Raw genomic sequence first — 17,280 nt, forward strand, 5'->3', positions numbered from 1 at the left:
AGTAAAATGCTGGCATCTATCATCTATAATTATGGCAAATTTTGTGATGATTTTAAATCCACCCTGAAACTAGGCGCTTACCATAATACTTATACTCGCCCAGCCGTCCGCCAAAAATTACCTTCTGCTCCTTATCCGCCAGCTTCTTATATTCCTGATACAGTGCACTATTCTTCTCATCGTTCACCGGATAGTACGGCTCATCACCGACCTTCCACTCCGAACTGTACTCTCTGCTGATCACCGTCTTCGGAATATCATTTCCGTCATCATCCTTACCAAACTCAAACCACTTGTGTTCGATGATCCTCGTCCACGACGTCTCACGATCCGTATAATTCACCGCCGCATTTCCTTGAAAATTCGGCTTGTCCAGCACTTTGAACACAGAACCATCTGCACGGGAATTCAGAGCCACCATTGCGGATGAAGAGAGCCACCTTCACGGAAGGTGAGCCATTCATATAGATTCACGCGCTGATGCCGCCTACTGGGAGGCCATAAAAAACAATAAGCTTCGTTATCCGGAAGAAGCTAATACACAGTTGACTCAAACCATTGATCAACAAGCCTCTCGTATCGCGGAGCTTGAAGCCGAACTTGCGCAGTTGAAGAAATAACGCTTAAACAATTCATATTCAATATACCGTTTTTCGCGTTCCCCCATCACACCAGTCAATATATTCCCCTTCATATCCCAGAAGCTTGAGTACACTCTTCGCATACAACAATTGTAGAACCTTGATAGCTTCGATCATATTCCCTGCATCCGTTTTTCCGTTCGTATCTCCATGTGCAAAAACATTTCTCATACGAATCGCCTGAATCTCACGTTCTCCGTAAGTAATGCCAAGTTGCGCAAAAAAGGACTCATTCTTATCTCTGACCGACATCTGATTCAACTGATCCACCTTGTTCCGAACCGCATTCTTATATGGACCTTCTTCCAATTTCTCGTCTATGATGGCAATCAAATCTTTTTTTAACTCTCGAAACTTTGTCTTCGGATAATAGACAGAAACGCTCTCATTTTCTTCCAGCGCAAACCAGGCTTTCTGCAAAGTCTCAATTGCACTGGCAATCACCGGAATTGCATTATCAACATACAAAACAAACGAACTCCAATATAGAGGCAATGTTTTTTGAATCACATCTCGCATATCACTATGTAAGTAACGTGGAAGCAATTGCTCCATTGTCTCTTTAAAATTCAGGCTTTCATTTCCATATATATGTACCGGAACAATCTCCTGATTGCACAACCGGCACACCTTAACAATGTTGACACTCTGCGGGTTCTGTGCCATCGCCCGAATAGCAAAACCACTCTTGCTATATTCCGTACGTCCAATCAGTTTCAGATCTCGCCCCATAAGAAAGCCCGCTAATTCCCGCACAGCCTCCCGTGTCTTCTTATCCGGCACATAACCAAACTTCTTTCTGTACTCAATTGATAATTTACCCGACCACCGTGGCTCATACTGCTCCGGCACCTGGCTAATATAGCATCCCGTCTTCTCGAAAGCGATATATACCGTATCTCTCGAATTCTGACTCTGCCGATTCGGAATATAGGAATCCTCACACATATCCCGCTTCTTTTGAAGCTTCGTTTTCACTTTTCTTTCCGTCGAATCTACATACAATACCGTAGATGTCGGAGCATTCAGGCACCATTCCACCAGACTCTCCCGTTTCTGCTTCGGCAGTGACTTGTGCGGTTTCACCTTAATATGGGAAATGCCCATTGTACATTCAACTGCCGTACGATCTTCCTGCAGTAAATAATTGGTTGTCGCCAGTTCCGGAAAGCACTGTATCAGCTTCGCGGAATACGAATAATCCCACACACCTTTTAAATCACTCTGAACTATCACACCACGCTCCAGAGCACCCTCATCCCCTTGATCTGTTATAACACAATTCCCAATTAGTTTTGCTCGCAGCATATATTCTTCATCACGCCATATTTGAATCTTATAGATTCCATCCATATCCAGACGAAATGTGTTGAAAAAATGATCCGCCTTCCAAGGAGGACTAAGTTCTATCTCCTCACTTAAGAGTTCCCATTCAATTTGACTCCAATTCGTATCCTGCATACACAATCTCCTCAATCAAAATAAAGTGTGCGAGCGGTATGCTCAAGCATAGGCTTCATTCTATGTCACACTCCATTTTTATTTTCGTTATAAACTATATAGCTGCCTTCAAAATATACCATGTGAACTCCTGAAGTTCAGTTTGTCCACTGTCCTCCCCTTGTAATTATACTTCTATCGCATCAATGCTTATCTTTTTTTATTCGCAGAATAAACGAAATCACTAAACTTCAACTTCAAACTCAGCATCCAGTATCTCAACTTCCTGCCGCATCCACAAAGCATACTGTTCGATGGAGATTTTGCTTTCTTTAAAAATCAGATAGAACTTCTTAGCCTCGTCTCTTCGACCTAGCCCCATCAAGTAATGAGCGATGTGGATGGAATACTCATACTTCGCCGGGTGACTCTTCCAACTCTCAACCTCTGGCATGAGTATTTCGAGCATTTCCTCTAATACGTCTTTCTTTTGAGGAATGACCTTAAAGTAGTCAGGGATATATTTGCTATACTTCAACTGAAATCCATTTGACATCAGCTGTGGTGCTGGTCCTCCAGAAAGCATGTCCAGAAAATCCTGATGGACAAAATATGGCATCCATGGTGCTGGCTGAATAACTACATTAAATGATGACATGCACTCATCAGCTAATATCATAAGTGTATTAGTTGCGTCAATTCTAAATCCAGCTTCCATCCACGTTTTATGCAGATTAAGATATTTCTCTTTACTCTTTGAAATATGACATTCTCTTTCTACATGCTTTAATACGCTTAACTGATTTTGTAGTAATCGACATCTCTTAACAATTTCATGTGCATCTAATTTGGAAAGACACTCATCGATATCCTTCTGTGCCTTGCCCTTTTTATAGTAGTTTGTCACTCTGTTGTAAATCTGCTTGTATGGTGATTGATTCTTAACACAGTAAAAATCCGGCAGATGAAGAATGCCCATAAACTCTTTACTTATGGCTAATCTTGCTCCAGGTGATAGATTTTCGTATCCTTTATACTCTTTTTCGATATCCGCATCTAACCAGTCATGCACAAACTCACCATTCATAAGCATCCGGAATGTTGATACCTGATACAATGCCCTCTGCTCAGGATCTGCAATTTTCGACATCACAGCATCATACCCGTCCTTGATGCCCCGATAAGTAGCTTCGCTATCATGTAGCTGTCTATAATAGCTGATCTTGCAGTTATTGAACTCAATCAAATTATCTATCGACTCATTCTTTATTAAGTCATGATATTTTTTAATATAATCATCGACTTTATATTTCTCGTCCGCATCCAATGCAAGATTGAAAATGAACTGTGAAAAGCAGATATGGACCAAATCCATTCTTACTGGTTGCAATTTCGGGACCTCAGTACATGCCATCTGCATGTATGATAGGGCTTCTAGTCGATTTCCACAGATCAACTCTATTCGACCGTAATTATGATAGATCTGAACCTTGTATGCGGGATCAACCTCTTGTATGGTAATGCAATTCTTTGCTGCTTTCATTTCTAAATACGCAGTATCAAAGTCACCACTGTACTCTGCTACGAATGATAAAAGCATATGTCCGATTGCAGTGTTCGAAAGATCTGCTTCTTCCATAACCTTAACCGCGGCACTGAAGTCTCCCATATTCCAAAGCAGCATTGCTTTCGTAGTTATGAAATCAGGGATCTCATCCTCATATAGCCATTCATGTGGAATGTTCGCAGCTTCATGGTAAGCTTCAGCAATTTCTCCTACATGCGAGGAATACATCGACTTTAATCTCGTATAACGAATTATCTCTACCTTTTCAGTAATGTACCAAGGCTTCTTTCTAAAGAAATCCTTATTTCCCAGTATATCGCCTTCATTAAAGCGTCTTTCCATCTCATCCAGTTTTTTCTTCACATATGGTGACGGATGCTTAATGAGATAAATACAGTAAGCCAGATACAGGATATCTAAAATCAGCAGCATATAAAACGCAAGATGCGAAATCATTCCAAATCAAGATAGCAAAAGATCCGCACCAGCATATACCAATGAAAAAGCAAATCCCCAAACGTTTCTCTCATGCAGAATGTACTTTAAAACTCTCTCTTTATACACCGCGAAGATCATGGTAAATGCAGCAATAAACAGAACCATAGCAACTGCGGATTCAACACCGAAGTTCTCCATAAGTTCTAATAAATTCATTACCACATCCATCATTCATTATCCTCGTTGTTTTTATTTATGATAAGCGCTGCCGTGTGATAGTATTATTTATTTTTTATATTCTACAACTCCCTATTGCAGCACCAATTTCTGTACCTCTTATTTCACTATATGATTGAAAATGCTCCAAAGCAACCGGCATATTCCTGCATATACAACCGCATCTGCATTGTCGACAAGAAAGAAACCATATATCCTCTTGTACACACTGTATCTGCAATTGCTTGAAATGCAAAAAGCATTCACATCAACTGATACCACTTCTGGTACGTTTCCTGCTTCAAATGAAATCAGGGAATTGCAGACAGAATACCCCAATATATTTACAGCTATAATTGACCTCTTGGATGATGCAAAATATCTGTGGGAAGGAGAGTCCCATGAACAATAATCCTGATTTTCAACTTGGTATGTAAGCACCCGCTACAGACTCCATCCTTATCAATACCGGTGAGAACTCTGTTCTTATTATCCGTTATAAGGAATGTAATTTCTCCGTTACTTTTGATGACCCGAATGATGTTGTGTATCTTTACCGGCAGGCAAAGGAAACACCTCTACTGTATGCCAAACTTGCATTGAAAAAATCCACAATTAAAAACACTATAATTGTCTACAATTTTTCTCAACCATGTCCAAGGAATAATTTCTATCAAGTTAATTGTATATAATATATTTTGAACAAACAAAATTCAATGCATACTCCCTAATAATTTATTATTGGTAACAATACGAAGTTCCGATCCATAATTTATAAAGTCATAATCATTCGTTACCAGTATTGCATCTTGTTCTTTAACGAAAGCTGCTAACAATGCATCATTAAAATCATAAGAAAACCCATATATAAAAATTTCATCCGGTTGCATTCGACTAAACCCATCATCTACGAACTGAAAATTTTTCACAATGTCAGATCTTACAATTGACAAAATTGCATTCATCTTTTCGTTATAGTCCTCTGTTGATCTATAATTCTTTTTATAATCAAGACTACTATCCCCGATTCCAGCCCTGTATTGATTATATTCAAATCTAATGCACCGATTTATGAACTCTGATAATTGTATCGACGTAATTAACAATTTACTCCCGTTTTTCAATATTCTCGCATACAATTCATCGCACACATCTCTATTGGAAAAATTAATCGGATAAAACAAATTAATTAAGATATTTGTGTCAAGCACAATCTTCTGGTCTTTTTGTGGCACAAAATTATCTATTTGCACAATATTTTTCTTCATTAATTATCAATCACTTCCTCTACATTTTTTTCAAACAGCTCCTTATCTGTATAATACTTTTTAGCATTCTCAATAACCAATTTGAATTTAGCCCTTGTTCCTTCTGGCAGATTCGATATTTTCAATTGATCATTCAACTGTTCACTACTAAAATCTTCATATAACTTACCTATTGCCACATTCAAGAAAGGTGTTATCAAACTTTCAACATCAGCAAAATCTAATGTTATATTTTCTCCATTTCGCAACAATGGCACTATTACGTTGTAAACCACGCTTCCTTGTTCTCTTGTCAAAGCTGATGGGCTTTCTATCAATTCAGCTACATTAAAATAATTATTCTTCATCGATCCTCCTAAAATATTATGACATTATTCGTTGCTTCATCATACAAATATGCCTGTTCATCTTTCAAATTAATTGTTACGGTTACTATTGTTCCAGGGAAAAATTTTTCTATCCTATTAAACCTATCCTTATTATTTTTATTCAATTCATACGCTTCATTACCTGAAATCAATATAAATTCCCCTCTATTCTTTTTCAAAAAGTATAATAATGTACTAAATCCCAAACCGCCTGGCGCTTGTTCCGTTTTGGTTGAATGTCCCGGCAAAATTGCCCACTGCAAGCTATTATCCGGCTTTTTCATATTGTTTTCGGTCATATATAGTTCTACATTTTCTAGAATTGTTCTTCCAATATCAACAATGGAAAATGTCAAATTACCACTATGCGGAAAAAACTGCCCGCATACATAAACATAATTACTATTTGCATGATCAATTACATTATTAAACATTTCCAACAAATTATCTATAATACAATTCTTATAAGCGGGATTCATAAGTGGAATATCACCTCTGCTAAATACATTTAGCAACAAATATTTTTCAAAATCAACTAATTTTTCTGTAGTTGCCTCATAAATAGAATAGTCCATTGTACTATGAAATCGATCTTCTAGATCCTCCCATGTAAAATAGCGATTAAATCCATTTTTTCTCATTACTGCCTTTATCTTCGGATGAAGATTTCTAACCTTTATAGAATGATTTCTATTAGTCATCGTATTATCCACACAACAGCCTAATACGGCTAATAAATTAGCAGATAAAAAACTCACATTCGTAAAATCCAATACAAAATGACCGTTTTCTGCCGAATCCAACAAATGAAATAATTCAATTAATTTCTTATATGAAGAGAGTGTATTTTGCAAATTTTTATCAAAATGAAACACTAATTCTTCTTGATCCATCATCTCTTTTCCTCTCGTATACTTTCGAATGCCAACTCATCAAATGCGCTATGATTTTGTCAATCGCCTACTCCTCACAGTCACACAACTTAATCTCTATCTGTTTTCCTAACGCAACTGCATACTTTTGTAGCACAAGAAAGGTTGGTACTCTACTCCCGTTCTCTAACCTGGCAATATTAGATGCCATCATTCCAGTCAATTCTGCCATATCCGCTTGTGTCAGTTCCTGCTTATGGCGCTCCTCCACCAATTCTTTCACAATCTCTCTTGACTTGTCCCTAACTTGATTCTGAATTTCATCAGCATAAGCTTTCAAACGTCTCTCGCGTGCTTCCTTCTCTCTTTCATAATCTGTTCGATTAATTTCTAACATCCTATTTAATCCCCATCTTCTCTAATCTTTCTTTTGCACGCTTTACCGTTTGTGTGTGATTAGGTCTTGGTGCTTTTGACTTCTTCAAACCTCATTCCAGCCTCATATGTATTATATCATTATTGTAGTATAATTCTATAAATAATCTTCATTTTCAATCCGATTGTAAATTATCTACAGTAATACTATCATTAATGATATATAATTACAACAATAATTCATACAGATGCTCATCTACTGATAGGTTATTCATTCTTAGTCTAGTTTTTCCGGATCTATATTTCCTTTTTCATCACAGAGTTTTGGCAACTGTGCAAGGATATACTTAAAGTAATAATACGGTCGCAGATGATTCAGCTTTGCGGTTTCAGAAATACTATATACCATTGCACTGGCAGCTGTTCCTTTTGCGGTATTGTGAAACATCCAGTTTCTCTTGCCCAGACAAAAGGTTCGTATGGCTCTCTCCGAAGCTGAATTATCGATAGGGACATCGCCATCTTCGAGAAATATCCGTAAGTATTTTTCCTGATTGATCACGAAATTAAGTCCTTGGCCTGTTTTTGATTTTGGAGGTACTGTATAATCACTTTTCTTTGATGTCATCATTATCTTTCAGCCATTGTCGGACGGTTATGTTTACAGGTCGTTCCTGTCATTGATTTATGATGTTTAACCAATTGGCACGCCTGACATTATGTGTGAGCTGATCCATGATAGTTTGCCTCCTCTAAAAAACTATTAGTTTTTCGCATTTTTTAGAGTATTGCACAAAGATGCTAATTATCCAAGGCGAGTGGTTTAACGTTTACCATAGAAATCAATTTTAATTAATATCAAATTTTATTTTCTCCAATTTTGTATCAATATCAATCACGGTTCGTATTATATGCGAATTAGTTTTTCTTATGTAATCCTCATCCTCTATATGATCCATTATTAATACAGATAAATTATCCATTTTCGTAACAATATTATCAATATTATTTTTGTTGTCCATATTATCTTTGATGATTTCTAATAAATTTGAAATTGAAGTAACTTTTATCCTAGTTATTTTTCTATTTTCTTCTGTATCAACTTTTACCAAATCAGCATCCAATAATCGCAATTGAACTTTATTTATCAATGCATTGATTTTTTCTTTTTTTCTATCCTTTTCATTTTGCCTATCAACTAAAAAATAAGAAACAAATATTAATACAAATATTTCAATTCCATCACTAATATTAACTGTCCAAAAGACATTAAAATCAAACACTGCATTTAGAATTAATAATACCAGAGTTGCTAGAGAAAATACAATCAAAACAATATATTTAACACTATCTTTTTTCATCTTCTCACACCCCCTATAGTTTTTTCCCCGCATCTTCAACATATTTACGAATTTTACGTTCCAATGTCAAATCATCATTTGAGACAATAACAATACTATTTAATACCTTCTTATCTTTCATTTTCTTTACCAATCCACCAAATGCTTCATCCAAAAAATGAAGGTGGATAACCAAATGCACCATCAAATAAAATTTCCAGTTTTTCTTTTTTTCTAATCTCCAACCTTATTAATCGTGTACGTTCCAATACCAAGTCTCAGTTTGGATGGCTGCACGCAATATACCGTGGCGGATACATTGCCAAATTTCACAGTATACTGATAAGTAAGATAACTACCATATGCCTGATAGAATTCTAAGTATTCATCTCTGGTCATTGCTTGTACCTCCCTTGTGATGGTCTAATCTTAGCAAATAGCCAGACCTCCAATCGGACATCCTTGTACGAATTGAAATTTATGACCGGACATATATGTCTGGTTGATTTCGGACATAAAAAAACGATCATTCTCTTTCTTATTGAATGACCGCCTAAGTTATCTTTTGCTTCATTATGCTTATCATTTTTAATGCACTCTCCATTTGGTTCGCATAGTTCTCTTTTAATTCCTCGTCTTCCATATTTATTATTTCAGTAGCATACGATACAATTCTCCTCTCAGCTTCACTAAATCTCGGCTTCGAACTTTCAACTATTGCATTCTTAATTTGTTCCTGCTTGTATTCGCTGCCTTTTTTTATGATGTTATCTATATAATCCGAATCTTCTTCAAATTCTTCATCTGGTATCAATTCTTCCGTTGACACCTGCATCAGTTTTGCCAGACGCCCAATCTGCGATTGCGAAAACTCATATGTACACTCTATACAGATACGCCTATAATGCCTATCACTTTTCAGACCTAGCACCATTGCCAGATCTAACTGTGATAAGCCTACTTTTTTACGCCATTCTTCTATTTTCTGTCCTATTTGTTGTTGAGTTCGTCCTTCACAGTCAGACGCCATTATAACCACCACCCTTCTGGTCAGATTTTGTGTATTATATTCCTGCAAATGAAGACAATTATAGCCGGACGAAATGATTAACATTTCTATTCCGGCTATCTTATACATAAAATCCGTTCCAGAAAAAGTGGTACTTACGTTTTAAGACTTTTATCCCGTACTATCTCCGCAGAATGCTTTACCTGCATTTATCGTCAATACGTAACTGTCATCTGCCAAATTCTTTTTCAGTAGAAACTTTCCCCCAACTACCGTTATCATTTCGTTGTTTACCGTTATATAATTTTCAAGTGTATCTACTCTTGAAACAGTTACTCCTACAACGCTGATAACGATCTGGTCACTTGCTATCATACGCACCGTTTCTCTTATCGTATTTTTATCCATAGTAATTTCTCGCATTCTTTTCGTCTCTCCAGCTACTATACTCGCTGAAAATTGTTCTTATTTTACATATTTTTCATACAAATTTAATATATCTATTGCAAAAAACCTTGACTGGTTTTTCTCCGCATGATATACTAATGCATGTTGTATTTAACAACTTTTTCTATATGTTCCTCTAAAAGAGGAAAAGAAAATCTGGGTTGAAGGTTCAGATCTAAAGTTACTTATTAGAAGGGCATTCGTATGTGAGCCACAACTAATGTTATATACAACATGATATAGTACTGATAAAAGCCGACACCAATCCTGTTATTTCCAAGTGCCAATTGGATATAGACCAGTAGGATGATGTCGATTTTGTCTGTCTAAGCGTTTTTTAGATCTACTCTCGTGCCAAGGGAGTAGGTCTTTTTACATTATAGCATCGCTATCATTTATTGTCAATATGCACTATGGTCAATGCGTTATAGTGTATTTTTTTGTGCAAATTGCATTATTTTACACATCTATTTATTAACAGCGTATATCATTTCCTTAATATTATTTTTTTGTGCAGTATTTTGCAATTTTATTATTTTCTTTTTAAAACACATATGGTATCATATATTTAACTAGTAAATGTTGCTTTTTCAGAAAGGAGTGCTGACTTATGAACAATCAAGAAATTCTCCGCAAAATCGTCAATTACATTGAAAATGTTATGAAGGAAAAATCTTTAACCTCTCGTGATCTGGCTGATATTTGCGTCAAGAAAACTGGGAAAATGTCTCCAAGAACTATCGACAACATGTTTAAAACCCCTTCCTCTACAACTTTATCCACTTTGTTAAAGGTCTGTGAAGGATTAGATTTAAACCTTAATGCTGTATTTCATTCCATTGAAATAGCAAAAACATCTGCAGAAAACGGACAACAGAGATTCATCTTTGACATCGATCATCCAGCTTACAATGGCTACACCGGAAATTACCATGTATTCTTTCTTCCAACGTCTGCTTATCCAGAAGATCACGCAGGTCAAACCTTGGTTCATGGAACACTTCAGCTAGAAGATTTCAATTCTATGCATGAATGCTCCGCTATACTTGACATTGATTCTGGTGATTTTACAAATGAAGGTACCCCATTTTCCAAGCACTATGAGGGAACTTTAGTTTACTCATCTAATAGCCAAATGTTCTGCCGACTTGTTTGTAGCAAATATGGAGATATGTGGTTCATGGTTTTTAACCATGGCAATCTCAATAACAAAGAACTTGCCTGCGTTATTGGCTGTGCTGCAACAACCTCATCTGGTCGTTGTCGTCATCCTGCGATACACCGATTCTGTTTGTGCAATATGCAACAATATCCAGAAATTGATTCCAATACCCGTACACTCATCGAAGGTCTTCTTCGAATACAAGAAAAACATATCTGGATAAAAAAGGAAACTTTAAAAGAACTTCTTCTGCACGATAATTTTGATCCAGACTTTCGACGAAATCTTGAAAATTACCTAAATATTGCTACTGAGTACTATGCACTGCCAAAAAATACATTGAAGGAAGACATTTCTCTTTCTACCTCAGTAAAGGAACTTGCCAAATTATGTAATGAATCAAATTTGGAAAAGACCTTCCATATCTTAAACGAAGATGACCGAGAACTATCATGTGTTTTAAAGGGTTGCCTTGCAACATCAACTGCACCAGCGGCTCCATCAGAAGCAGAATAACAAAAAAAGGGTAAGTATATCCTTGCAGAGTTGCCAAAACTCTGTGATGAAAAAGGAAATATAGATCCGGAAAACTAGATCATCTTATGCCGTGTTCAGATAGTCTTCCGGAGGAATGCCGAAAGCCGCGCCGCCCATAACAGGCGGCGTTGATTTTAATGGCTGACGCATGATTTGACGTTTACATTTTTTCTTTCTTTTCTTTTTTATTAAACAATCCATTTTCCAATAAAAGGTATTTTCTTGATTATGGCAGTGGCCTGCAAATTCCGCTTCGTCGGATCACCGATTCCGCTAGCAACGGATCAGAGTTTCCGGTCGTAACGGAGCACTTTTCCGCTTCGTCGGATCACGCATTCTTATAAAGTGTTATAGTTTTTTCGTAGTCATTATTTTTAGATTACGACAGGAGGCATTTTTATGCAGGACTACAACACTATTATTGGTGCTATTCAGATGCGTCTGAATAAGTGTCCAACCAGATCTGTTATGGATCGTTTTCGAATCGGATCAAGCACTCTTAACTTGATCATGAGTCGATATAAGGCGTTTGATCTCACCATTGACGAGCTTGAAGCTATGTCACCAAAAGAAGTAGAGAAGCTTTTTTACCCACAGAAAAATCTTCAACGCAAAGAAGTTCCACTTCCAGATTTTCAGTATTACTATGATCGTATTCATGCCCCAAACAGTAGAATAAATATTTCATTCTGTTGGCTGGACTACAAAGAAAAGAATCCAGAGGGATATGAAAAATCTCAGTTCTATGAATACTATCAACGTTTTGTTCAGGAAAAAGATGATCTTGTATTACAGTCAACCTTCTCTGATCTGGAGGACTTCTATGATACGATTGTGCCCCCACCACCGGCTCGTAAGCCTAATGGAAAGCCAACGGTCGAGAATCATGTGCGTTACCTTGAAACACATTGAATTACTAGCCAAAGGTGATTGGATTGATGAACCAAACAATCTTTTGATTACAGGTGGTGCAGGGGCTGGTAAAACGCATGTTGCATGTGCGCTTTGCGTCACAACACTACATCAAATGAGGACTGTGAAATATATCCGTGCTAATTATCTGCTTCAAGAATCCGCCCATGCACATAATGAAGATAATTACTATGAGTATTCAAACAAGATGGCTGGTTATGATCTTCTGGTTATAGATGATTTTGGATTGATGGACTTAAACCTCGACAAGTGCCGTGATCTCTTTGAAATCATCGAAGCTAGAGATTGCCGAAAATCAACAGTCATCATCTCGCAGATGCCAGTAGCGAACTGGTACCAATTGTTTGGTGATAACACATATGCAGATGCATGTCTCAGCCGCATGACCTCTAAAGCATATCGATTAGACTTTCCAGGTCGCGATAGACGTGTAGAAAACAAGTAACTTTATTAACCAACAGGGCAATGATCCGTTCCTAGTGGAACAGCGCTCCGCTCATGCGGAGCGAGTGCTCTGTTTTTGCGGAATATGCATATAATGCTACCATCCTTCCCAACTGAGATTCACATCCTCAGTTACGGCACATAATACCGTAGACTTTTGCACATAGTAACCTATTTTTTGCGTTTTTTCGGATGACCCATCTTTTCCTTTACCTCGCCCGGCACATCGATCAACCCGAACCGATAGAACATTCCGTATATATAAGTCACGCCCCGGATATCCCCCAGAGCTTTGGGTCTCTCTACTACTTCACATCTTATATTACCCAGTGCCAAAACTATAGAACTCCACGCCAGACTTTTACTCTTCTCCCGGCGGTCGATCCACAGCTCTTTTGTGTACTCGCCATTCCTGCCTTTCCGTACCTCATAAGTAAATGGCAACCCGGAGTAGGTTTTGAATTTCACACCAGCATAAACCAGAACCACACCCCAGAAGTTTTCTTCTGTCGGATCAGCCCTCCACCGCTTCATCGCCCTGTATCTCCGCTGCCGCTCTGCTCCAACACTGATTTTTTCTTTCTCTGTACTTGGGAAGTACACACCTTTTTTATATGGCAGGTACGAAGTGACGGAGGCTATGGATAGGTCAAGAGCTGCTGCGGTTGAGAGTATGGAGGTTTTGTAGTCTTGTGTTTCATGGTATTCTTCAAAAGTGTCCTGTACCTTCTCCGCCACATCCGATTCATACACACCGGCTGTGATGAGCAGCTTTCTTACTTTTATTGGGTTTAATCCCAGCTCATCGCCGATGGCCTGCAAGGACATCTCAGAATTATAAAGTGCCACAGCACTTTCCATCTGCTCTTTCAGATTTTTCCCAGCATCGTACTCCGGCTTCAGCTTCTTCCGGCCACCGCCGGGTTTTCTTGTTTTCTTCATTTTACTCATGCAGCTCCAACGGCAATCCGTCCGGGTCATGGAAGAAAATCATCTTCTTACCGGTATAATCATCCACACGGATCGGCTCACATTCAATGCCTACCTCCGCCAGTTCCTTCACCGTCTGTTCCACGCTCTCCACGCAAAACGCAAGGTGACGCAAACCACAGGCTTCCGGGCGGTTCACTCGCTTCGGCGGGTTTTCCTCAGCGAAAATCTCCAGCTCCGTGTGTTCATTAACACGCAGATCCAGCTTCCAGTCCTTTCGCTCCGGGCGGTAGTTTTCTCTGACGACAGAGAATCCCAACTTGTTCACATAGAACTCCTTGGCTGCTTCGTAGTCAGATACGATGATTGCGATATGATGTATTTTAGATAAGTTCATTTTGTGTCACGCTCCATTTCTTTTATTTCCGTTACAAACTATATTTAGTTCCTCAAAATATACCGTGTGAACTTCTGAAGTTCAGTTTGTCCACACGGCGTAGGTTTTACTTCAGTTTTTCGAGGATCTCATCTGCGCTCACACCGCTGGCTAATAATTTCTTAACCACACTCTCGGCTTCAGCCTTCTTAGCTTCTTCAGCGGCCTTAGCATCCGCCTTGGCTTTCTTGGCTTCGAGCTTGGCTACTTCTTTCTCTGCGGACTTCAGAGCAGTCTTCTTCTCTTTCAGGTCAGCTTTCAAAGTGTCAATGTTTGCAGTGATGGATGCAATCTCAGCAGAGAGTGTTTCCTTTGCGGACTGCTTTTCTGCAATCTGCGTTGCAAAATCAGCAATCACAGTTTTGGGCTTATTCTTGCTACCTTTAGTTCTGGGCATGGTGATAACCTCTTTCCGTTTTAATGGTTTAAGTATAGCACTGTGTTGGGGTGAGGGCAATATAACTACCCGGCTATCGTTCATATTTCAAATTATGAAATCCTGAATCGATCCAGCCGGAGTTGCCATTGTTTTATCAAAAAGCACAATATCCTTTGCCCCCGTACAAACAGTACTTTTATACTTAATTCCTACATATCCCTTATTTAAAAAATACTGAGCCATACACTGAAAAGGCGCATACATCAAACTTTTATCGTCTGCATCAGCCAATGGAGTAAAAATCTGCTCAGATAGTAGCTTAAGATACGTATGCAACGCCCAAAAGTTTATTTCCGCTTTCATTTCATTAATTTCATTTTCAGTGGGAATAACTACTCGTCCTTTCTTCATGCTTCGCTCATAGCAACGCGAGAGGTAGACTTTTCCGCTATTTTCAAGCTGAGCATTTATATCCTCATACGTCATCTCGTCAGCCAAAGTTAAATCAATTATTTTTTCATCCTTGTTAGCAGAATTGATTTCAAATAAACAAATACCAAAGCGATTTCCTGTCGATGCACGACATTCCTTTATCGTACACTGCTCTGCCAAATTTTTGTCACTAGCCCATGCTAAATACAGCCATTCAATGCCAACAGGACTGAATCTGTTATCCTCATTAATAAATTCTGCTTTTGGCAAGAAGCGATCATATGATACTGTCTCCGGAGCTTTTAGTTTAGTACCTCTGGCCAGATATCCATCAGTTTGAAAAACATCCAATGAACGTTCCAACCTCACGCAACAATTGGCAAACAAATCATCAAACACTTTCAAAAATGTAGTCGTCAATGCTGAATCAACCTCATCATATTTAAATGTCTTATTTGCCAAAGCGACTCGAAATTCATTCCATGTATTTTTTATTGTAGCTTCACTTTTCTTAATATCTCCAAAATCAAATAACGGAAGACTCATAATATTTTGATACGACATTTCGCAGTATTTCCAATCTTATAATTTAATGCCAGCCAATCATTCTGAAATTCGAATCAGTTTTTCTCGCCTTTCTTGATAAGTCTGGCTACCGGAGTAAGGTCTGTAAATGCACTGTCGATAATATTTCCACACACAGGGCACTCTATATCTTCATGTTCGCGGTTTCCTTCCCATATAGATTTATCATCATATTCCGAAATGGAACCACATCTATCACAAGTCACTCGATGAATCATCGTCAGATCTCCTTTACTTTTTTATCTTTTTCACATCTTCGCCGATCATAATTGATCGTTGCCTACTGCTCACCGCGTAGAGGTGTGTGAAGATTTGAGCAACGTAGGGAGCTACCGCTCCCAATATATCACAAGTCTGCAAATAAATCAGCTTTGTACAGACCATTTTCTAACATTTTCTTGAAGCTGTCTTTCACTGCTGCGACATCCTCATGGTAGGTCATGCCGTACCAGGTGTCGTTGGTCTTCAGAACCTTCACAGACATCTTGCCCTGCTCCAGCAGCTCACCGATGAAGATGGGGATCAGATACTCGGCTTTCTGAGGATTACCCGGTACTTCTTTCTGGAAAAACTCCTTGAATCCGTCCTCCAGTACATCCAGAAAATCAGGAGTCAAGCCCCACATATTCATGGAGACCAGAGAATGCACATCGACTGCCACACCATCTACCTCTGCTCCATCCGCAGTCTTTACGATGTTCTTGGTCTCCACAACCTCAGTCAAGTTATTATCCTCGTCCATCTTGCAGATACCACGAGTCACACCGCCATTATCAGACAGGGTATTCTTCAGCACAAAGCCAGCCATGCAAGACTCACCGCCATTTACCAGATACTCGTGGACGGCCTTGAAGCCTTCTTTGCCATAGTAATCATCTGCATTGATCACAATGAACGGGGTATCGATTACTTCCTTCGCTGCAAGCACGGCCTGTCCAGTTCCCCACGGCTTTGTACGTCCTTCCGGCAGAGTTCCCGGAATATCGTTAATGTCCTGAAAAGCGTAATCCACAGTTACATTATGAGCAGAGCAAATAGCTGCGATACGATCACCGATGACCTCTTTGAATTCCTTCTCGATATCCTTACGGATAATAAATACTACATGGTTGAAGCCAGCCTCAATTGCATCATGAATGGAATAATCCATGATGATATGTCCAGTATCATCCACTGGCTCCAACTGCTTAATTCCTGTTCCGAAACGGCTACCGATACCAGCAGCCATGATAAGTAATGTTGTGTTCATCTCTCTCCTTATTGTGTTCATATTGCTTTAACTGAGCATCCTTAACACATACAGATTCGTAATTTCTTTATGTTATACTTTCTTTAGAAAACTTTTAGAACATATTTACTCATTTTATTAGTATTTCAAAGGGTCTGACCCCAATGTGGTCAACTTAAGCCCCAAAGCCTTGATTTTTCAAGGCTATAGGGCTTTATTTTTTTTTAAAAAAT

Annotated in this window: 22 protein-coding genes and 1 pseudogene; 2 read left to right on the plus strand and 21 right to left on the minus strand. The window is 38.5% G+C overall.

The features are described 5' to 3' along the window. Nucleotides 1–52: 52 nt before the first annotated feature. From M72_RS09520 to M72_RS09575, 14 genes and pseudogenes are all read right to left on the minus strand, one after another. Nucleotides 53–382: pseudogene (locus M72_RS09520) on the minus strand (UDP-galactopyranose mutase); the annotation flags it as partial. A 256-nt stretch (nt 383–638) separates the two neighbouring features. Then, nucleotides 639–2,102 (minus strand): HEPN domain-containing protein, encoded by a 1,464-nt coding sequence (locus M72_RS09525; protein ID WP_055068048.1) that lies wholly within the window; start codon nt 2,100–2,102, stop codon nt 639–641. 223 nt (nt 2,103–2,325) lie between these two features. Continuing rightward, a complete protein-coding gene (locus M72_RS09530) occupies nt 2,326–4,011 on the minus strand; it encodes a hypothetical protein (RefSeq protein ID WP_141652725.1) in 1,686 nt (561 codons plus the stop codon). Nucleotides 4,012–4,110: 99 nt separating this feature from the next. Continuing rightward, complete coding sequence (locus M72_RS09535; protein WP_141652726.1) at nt 4,111–4,302, minus strand: hypothetical protein; 192 nt, start codon at nt 4,300–4,302, stop codon at nt 4,111–4,113. Nucleotides 4,303–5,015: 713 nt separating this feature from the next. Then, on the minus strand, nt 5,016–5,570 hold the full coding sequence (locus M72_RS09540) for a type II toxin-antitoxin system VapC family toxin (RefSeq protein ID WP_055068051.1): 555 nt from the start codon (nt 5,568–5,570) through the stop codon (nt 5,016–5,018). Continuing rightward, the gene (locus tag M72_RS09545) at nt 5,570–5,917 is read right to left on the minus strand and encodes an STAS-like domain-containing protein (RefSeq protein ID WP_055068052.1); all 348 of its coding nucleotides are present in this window, start codon (nt 5,915–5,917) and stop codon (nt 5,570–5,572) included. The genes M72_RS09540 and M72_RS09545 overlap by 1 nt, the downstream gene beginning before the upstream one ends. An 8-nt stretch (nt 5,918–5,925) precedes the next feature. Continuing rightward, nucleotides 5,926–6,834 carry an STAS domain-containing protein gene (locus M72_RS09550; protein ID WP_141652727.1) on the minus strand — a complete coding sequence of 303 codons (909 nt, stop codon included), beginning with the start codon at nt 6,832–6,834 and terminating at the stop codon, nt 5,926–5,928. A 64-nt stretch (nt 6,835–6,898) separates the two neighbouring features. Next, the gene (locus M72_RS09555) at nt 6,899–7,207 is read right to left on the minus strand and encodes a helix-turn-helix domain-containing protein (protein ID WP_055068054.1); all 309 of its coding nucleotides are present in this window, start codon (nt 7,205–7,207) and stop codon (nt 6,899–6,901) included. A gap of 255 nt (nt 7,208–7,462) precedes the next feature. After that, a complete protein-coding gene (locus M72_RS09560; protein WP_055068055.1) occupies nt 7,463–7,816 on the minus strand; it encodes an IS66 family transposase in 354 nt (117 codons plus the stop codon). A gap of 217 nt (nt 7,817–8,033) precedes the next feature. Then, nucleotides 8,034–8,546: a hypothetical protein gene (locus M72_RS09565; protein WP_055068056.1), complete on the minus strand. Its 513-nt coding sequence runs from the start codon at nt 8,544–8,546 to the stop codon at nt 8,034–8,036. A gap of 13 nt (nt 8,547–8,559) precedes the next feature. Continuing rightward, nucleotides 8,560–8,733, minus strand: a complete 174-nt coding sequence (locus M72_RS16855) for an STAS-like domain-containing protein (RefSeq protein ID WP_206541824.1) — start codon at nt 8,731–8,733, stop codon at nt 8,560–8,562. Between the two features lie 26 nt (nt 8,734–8,759). Beyond that, nucleotides 8,760–8,924, minus strand: a complete 165-nt coding sequence (locus tag M72_RS17165; protein WP_176694783.1) for a thioester domain-containing protein — start codon at nt 8,922–8,924, stop codon at nt 8,760–8,762. 154 nt (nt 8,925–9,078) lie between these two features. Beyond that, nucleotides 9,079–9,663, minus strand: a complete 585-nt coding sequence (locus M72_RS09570) for a helix-turn-helix domain-containing protein (RefSeq protein WP_055068057.1) — start codon at nt 9,661–9,663, stop codon at nt 9,079–9,081. 42 nt (nt 9,664–9,705) lie between these two features. Then, nucleotides 9,706–9,957, minus strand: coding sequence for a hypothetical protein (locus tag M72_RS09575; protein ID WP_055068058.1), 252 nt, complete (start codon nt 9,955–9,957; stop codon nt 9,706–9,708). A 634-nt stretch (nt 9,958–10,591) separates the two neighbouring features. Between M72_RS09575 and M72_RS09580 the strand changes: the two genes are divergently transcribed. Continuing rightward, nucleotides 10,592–11,659 carry a helix-turn-helix domain-containing protein gene (locus M72_RS09580; RefSeq protein ID WP_055068059.1) on the plus strand — a complete coding sequence of 356 codons (1,068 nt, stop codon included), beginning with the start codon at nt 10,592–10,594 and terminating at the stop codon, nt 11,657–11,659. Nucleotides 11,660–11,743: 84 nt separating this feature from the next. On the opposite strand, the gene M72_RS17360 is transcribed toward M72_RS09580, so the two are convergent. Then, nucleotides 11,744–11,881, minus strand: coding sequence for a hypothetical protein (locus M72_RS17360; RefSeq protein ID WP_206541825.1), 138 nt, complete (start codon nt 11,879–11,881; stop codon nt 11,744–11,746). Between the two features lie 577 nt (nt 11,882–12,458). Here M72_RS17360 and M72_RS09590 point away from each other — a divergent pair. Next, nucleotides 12,459–13,058, plus strand: a complete 600-nt coding sequence (locus tag M72_RS09590; protein WP_261291811.1) for an ATP-binding protein — start codon at nt 12,459–12,461, stop codon at nt 13,056–13,058. 170 nt (nt 13,059–13,228) lie between these two features. Here M72_RS09590 and M72_RS17625 read toward each other — a convergent pair whose 3' ends face one another. The 6 genes from M72_RS17625 to M72_RS09620 all read right to left on the minus strand — a co-directional run bounded on the left by M72_RS17625 (nt 13,229) and on the right by M72_RS09620 (nt 17,068). After that, a complete protein-coding gene (locus M72_RS17625; RefSeq protein ID WP_243251955.1) occupies nt 13,229–13,999 on the minus strand; it encodes a hypothetical protein in 771 nt (256 codons plus the stop codon). Nucleotide 14,000: 1 nt separating this feature from the next. Further along, nucleotides 14,001–14,384 carry an SMU1112c/YaeR family gloxylase I-like metalloprotein gene (gloA2, locus tag M72_RS09600; protein ID WP_055068060.1) on the minus strand — a complete coding sequence of 128 codons (384 nt, stop codon included), beginning with the start codon at nt 14,382–14,384 and terminating at the stop codon, nt 14,001–14,003. A gap of 106 nt (nt 14,385–14,490) precedes the next feature. After that, nucleotides 14,491–14,820 (minus strand): hypothetical protein, encoded by a 330-nt coding sequence (locus M72_RS09605; RefSeq protein WP_055068061.1) that lies wholly within the window; start codon nt 14,818–14,820, stop codon nt 14,491–14,493. Nucleotides 14,821–14,907: 87 nt separating this feature from the next. After that, nucleotides 14,908–15,798 (minus strand): RES family NAD+ phosphorylase, encoded by an 891-nt coding sequence (locus M72_RS09610; RefSeq protein WP_055068062.1) that lies wholly within the window; start codon nt 15,796–15,798, stop codon nt 14,908–14,910. Nucleotides 15,799–15,854: 56 nt separating this feature from the next. Beyond that, the gene (locus M72_RS09615; protein ID WP_055068063.1) at nt 15,855–16,037 is read right to left on the minus strand and encodes a hypothetical protein; all 183 of its coding nucleotides are present in this window, start codon (nt 16,035–16,037) and stop codon (nt 15,855–15,857) included. Between the two features lie 128 nt (nt 16,038–16,165). Further along, complete coding sequence (locus M72_RS09620) at nt 16,166–17,068, minus strand: sugar phosphate nucleotidyltransferase (RefSeq protein WP_055068064.1); 903 nt, start codon at nt 17,066–17,068, stop codon at nt 16,166–16,168. Nucleotides 17,069–17,280: the final 212 nt, after the last annotated feature.

This window comes from Roseburia faecis (assembly GCF_001406815.1).
Lineage (GTDB): Bacteria > Bacillota > Clostridia > Lachnospirales > Lachnospiraceae > Roseburia > Roseburia faecis.

What these genes read in the sequence shown, in the direction of transcription:
- M72_RS09580 (WP_055068059.1), top strand. Translation starts at nt 10,592, where the DNA reads ATGAACAATCAAGAAATTCTCCGCAAAATCGTCAATTACATTGAAAAT.
- gloA2 (WP_055068060.1), bottom strand. Translation starts at nt 14,384, where the DNA reads ATGAACTTATCTAAAATACATCATATCGCAATCATCGTATCTGACTAC.
- M72_RS09605 (WP_055068061.1), bottom strand. Translation starts at nt 14,820, where the DNA reads ATGCCCAGAACTAAAGGTAGCAAGAATAAGCCCAAAACTGTGATTGCT.
- M72_RS09560 (WP_055068055.1), bottom strand. Translation starts at nt 7,816, where the DNA reads ATGATGACATCAAAGAAAAGTGATTATACAGTACCTCCAAAATCAAAA.
- M72_RS09525 (WP_055068048.1), bottom strand. Translation starts at nt 2,102, where the DNA reads ATGCAGGATACGAATTGGAGTCAAATTGAATGGGAACTCTTAAGTGAG.
- M72_RS09565 (WP_055068056.1), bottom strand. Translation starts at nt 8,546, where the DNA reads ATGAAAAAAGATAGTGTTAAATATATTGTTTTGATTGTATTTTCTCTA.
- M72_RS09555 (WP_055068054.1), bottom strand. Translation starts at nt 7,207, where the DNA reads ATGTTAGAAATTAATCGAACAGATTATGAAAGAGAGAAGGAAGCACGC.
- M72_RS09540 (WP_055068051.1), bottom strand. Translation starts at nt 5,570, where the DNA reads ATGAAGAAAAATATTGTGCAAATAGATAATTTTGTGCCACAAAAAGAC.
- M72_RS09570 (WP_055068057.1), bottom strand. Translation starts at nt 9,663, where the DNA reads ATGTATAAGATAGCCGGAATAGAAATGTTAATCATTTCGTCCGGCTAT.
- M72_RS09545 (WP_055068052.1), bottom strand. Translation starts at nt 5,917, where the DNA reads ATGAAGAATAATTATTTTAATGTAGCTGAATTGATAGAAAGCCCATCA.
- M72_RS17360 (WP_206541825.1), bottom strand. Translation starts at nt 11,881, where the DNA reads ATGGATTGTTTAATAAAAAAGAAAAGAAAGAAAAAATGTAAACGTCAA.
- M72_RS09610 (WP_055068062.1), bottom strand. Translation starts at nt 15,798, where the DNA reads ATGTCGTATCAAAATATTATGAGTCTTCCGTTATTTGATTTTGGAGAT.
- M72_RS09620 (WP_055068064.1), bottom strand. Translation starts at nt 17,068, where the DNA reads ATGAACACAACATTACTTATCATGGCTGCTGGTATCGGTAGCCGTTTC.
- M72_RS09590 (WP_261291811.1), top strand. Translation starts at nt 12,459, where the DNA reads ATGATCTTGTATTACAGTCAACCTTCTCTGATCTGGAGGACTTCTATG.
- M72_RS09615 (WP_055068063.1), bottom strand. Translation starts at nt 16,037, where the DNA reads ATGATTCATCGAGTGACTTGTGATAGATGTGGTTCCATTTCGGAATAT.
- M72_RS09550 (WP_141652727.1), bottom strand. Translation starts at nt 6,834, where the DNA reads ATGATGGATCAAGAAGAATTAGTGTTTCATTTTGATAAAAATTTGCAA.
- M72_RS17165 (WP_176694783.1), bottom strand. Translation starts at nt 8,924, where the DNA reads ATGACCAGAGATGAATACTTAGAATTCTATCAGGCATATGGTAGTTAT.
- M72_RS09535 (WP_141652726.1), bottom strand. Translation starts at nt 4,302, where the DNA reads ATGAATTTATTAGAACTTATGGAGAACTTCGGTGTTGAATCCGCAGTT.
- M72_RS17625 (WP_243251955.1), bottom strand. Translation starts at nt 13,999, where the DNA reads ATGAAGAAAACAAGAAAACCCGGCGGTGGCCGGAAGAAGCTGAAGCCG.
- M72_RS09575 (WP_055068058.1), bottom strand. Translation starts at nt 9,957, where the DNA reads ATGCGAGAAATTACTATGGATAAAAATACGATAAGAGAAACGGTGCGT.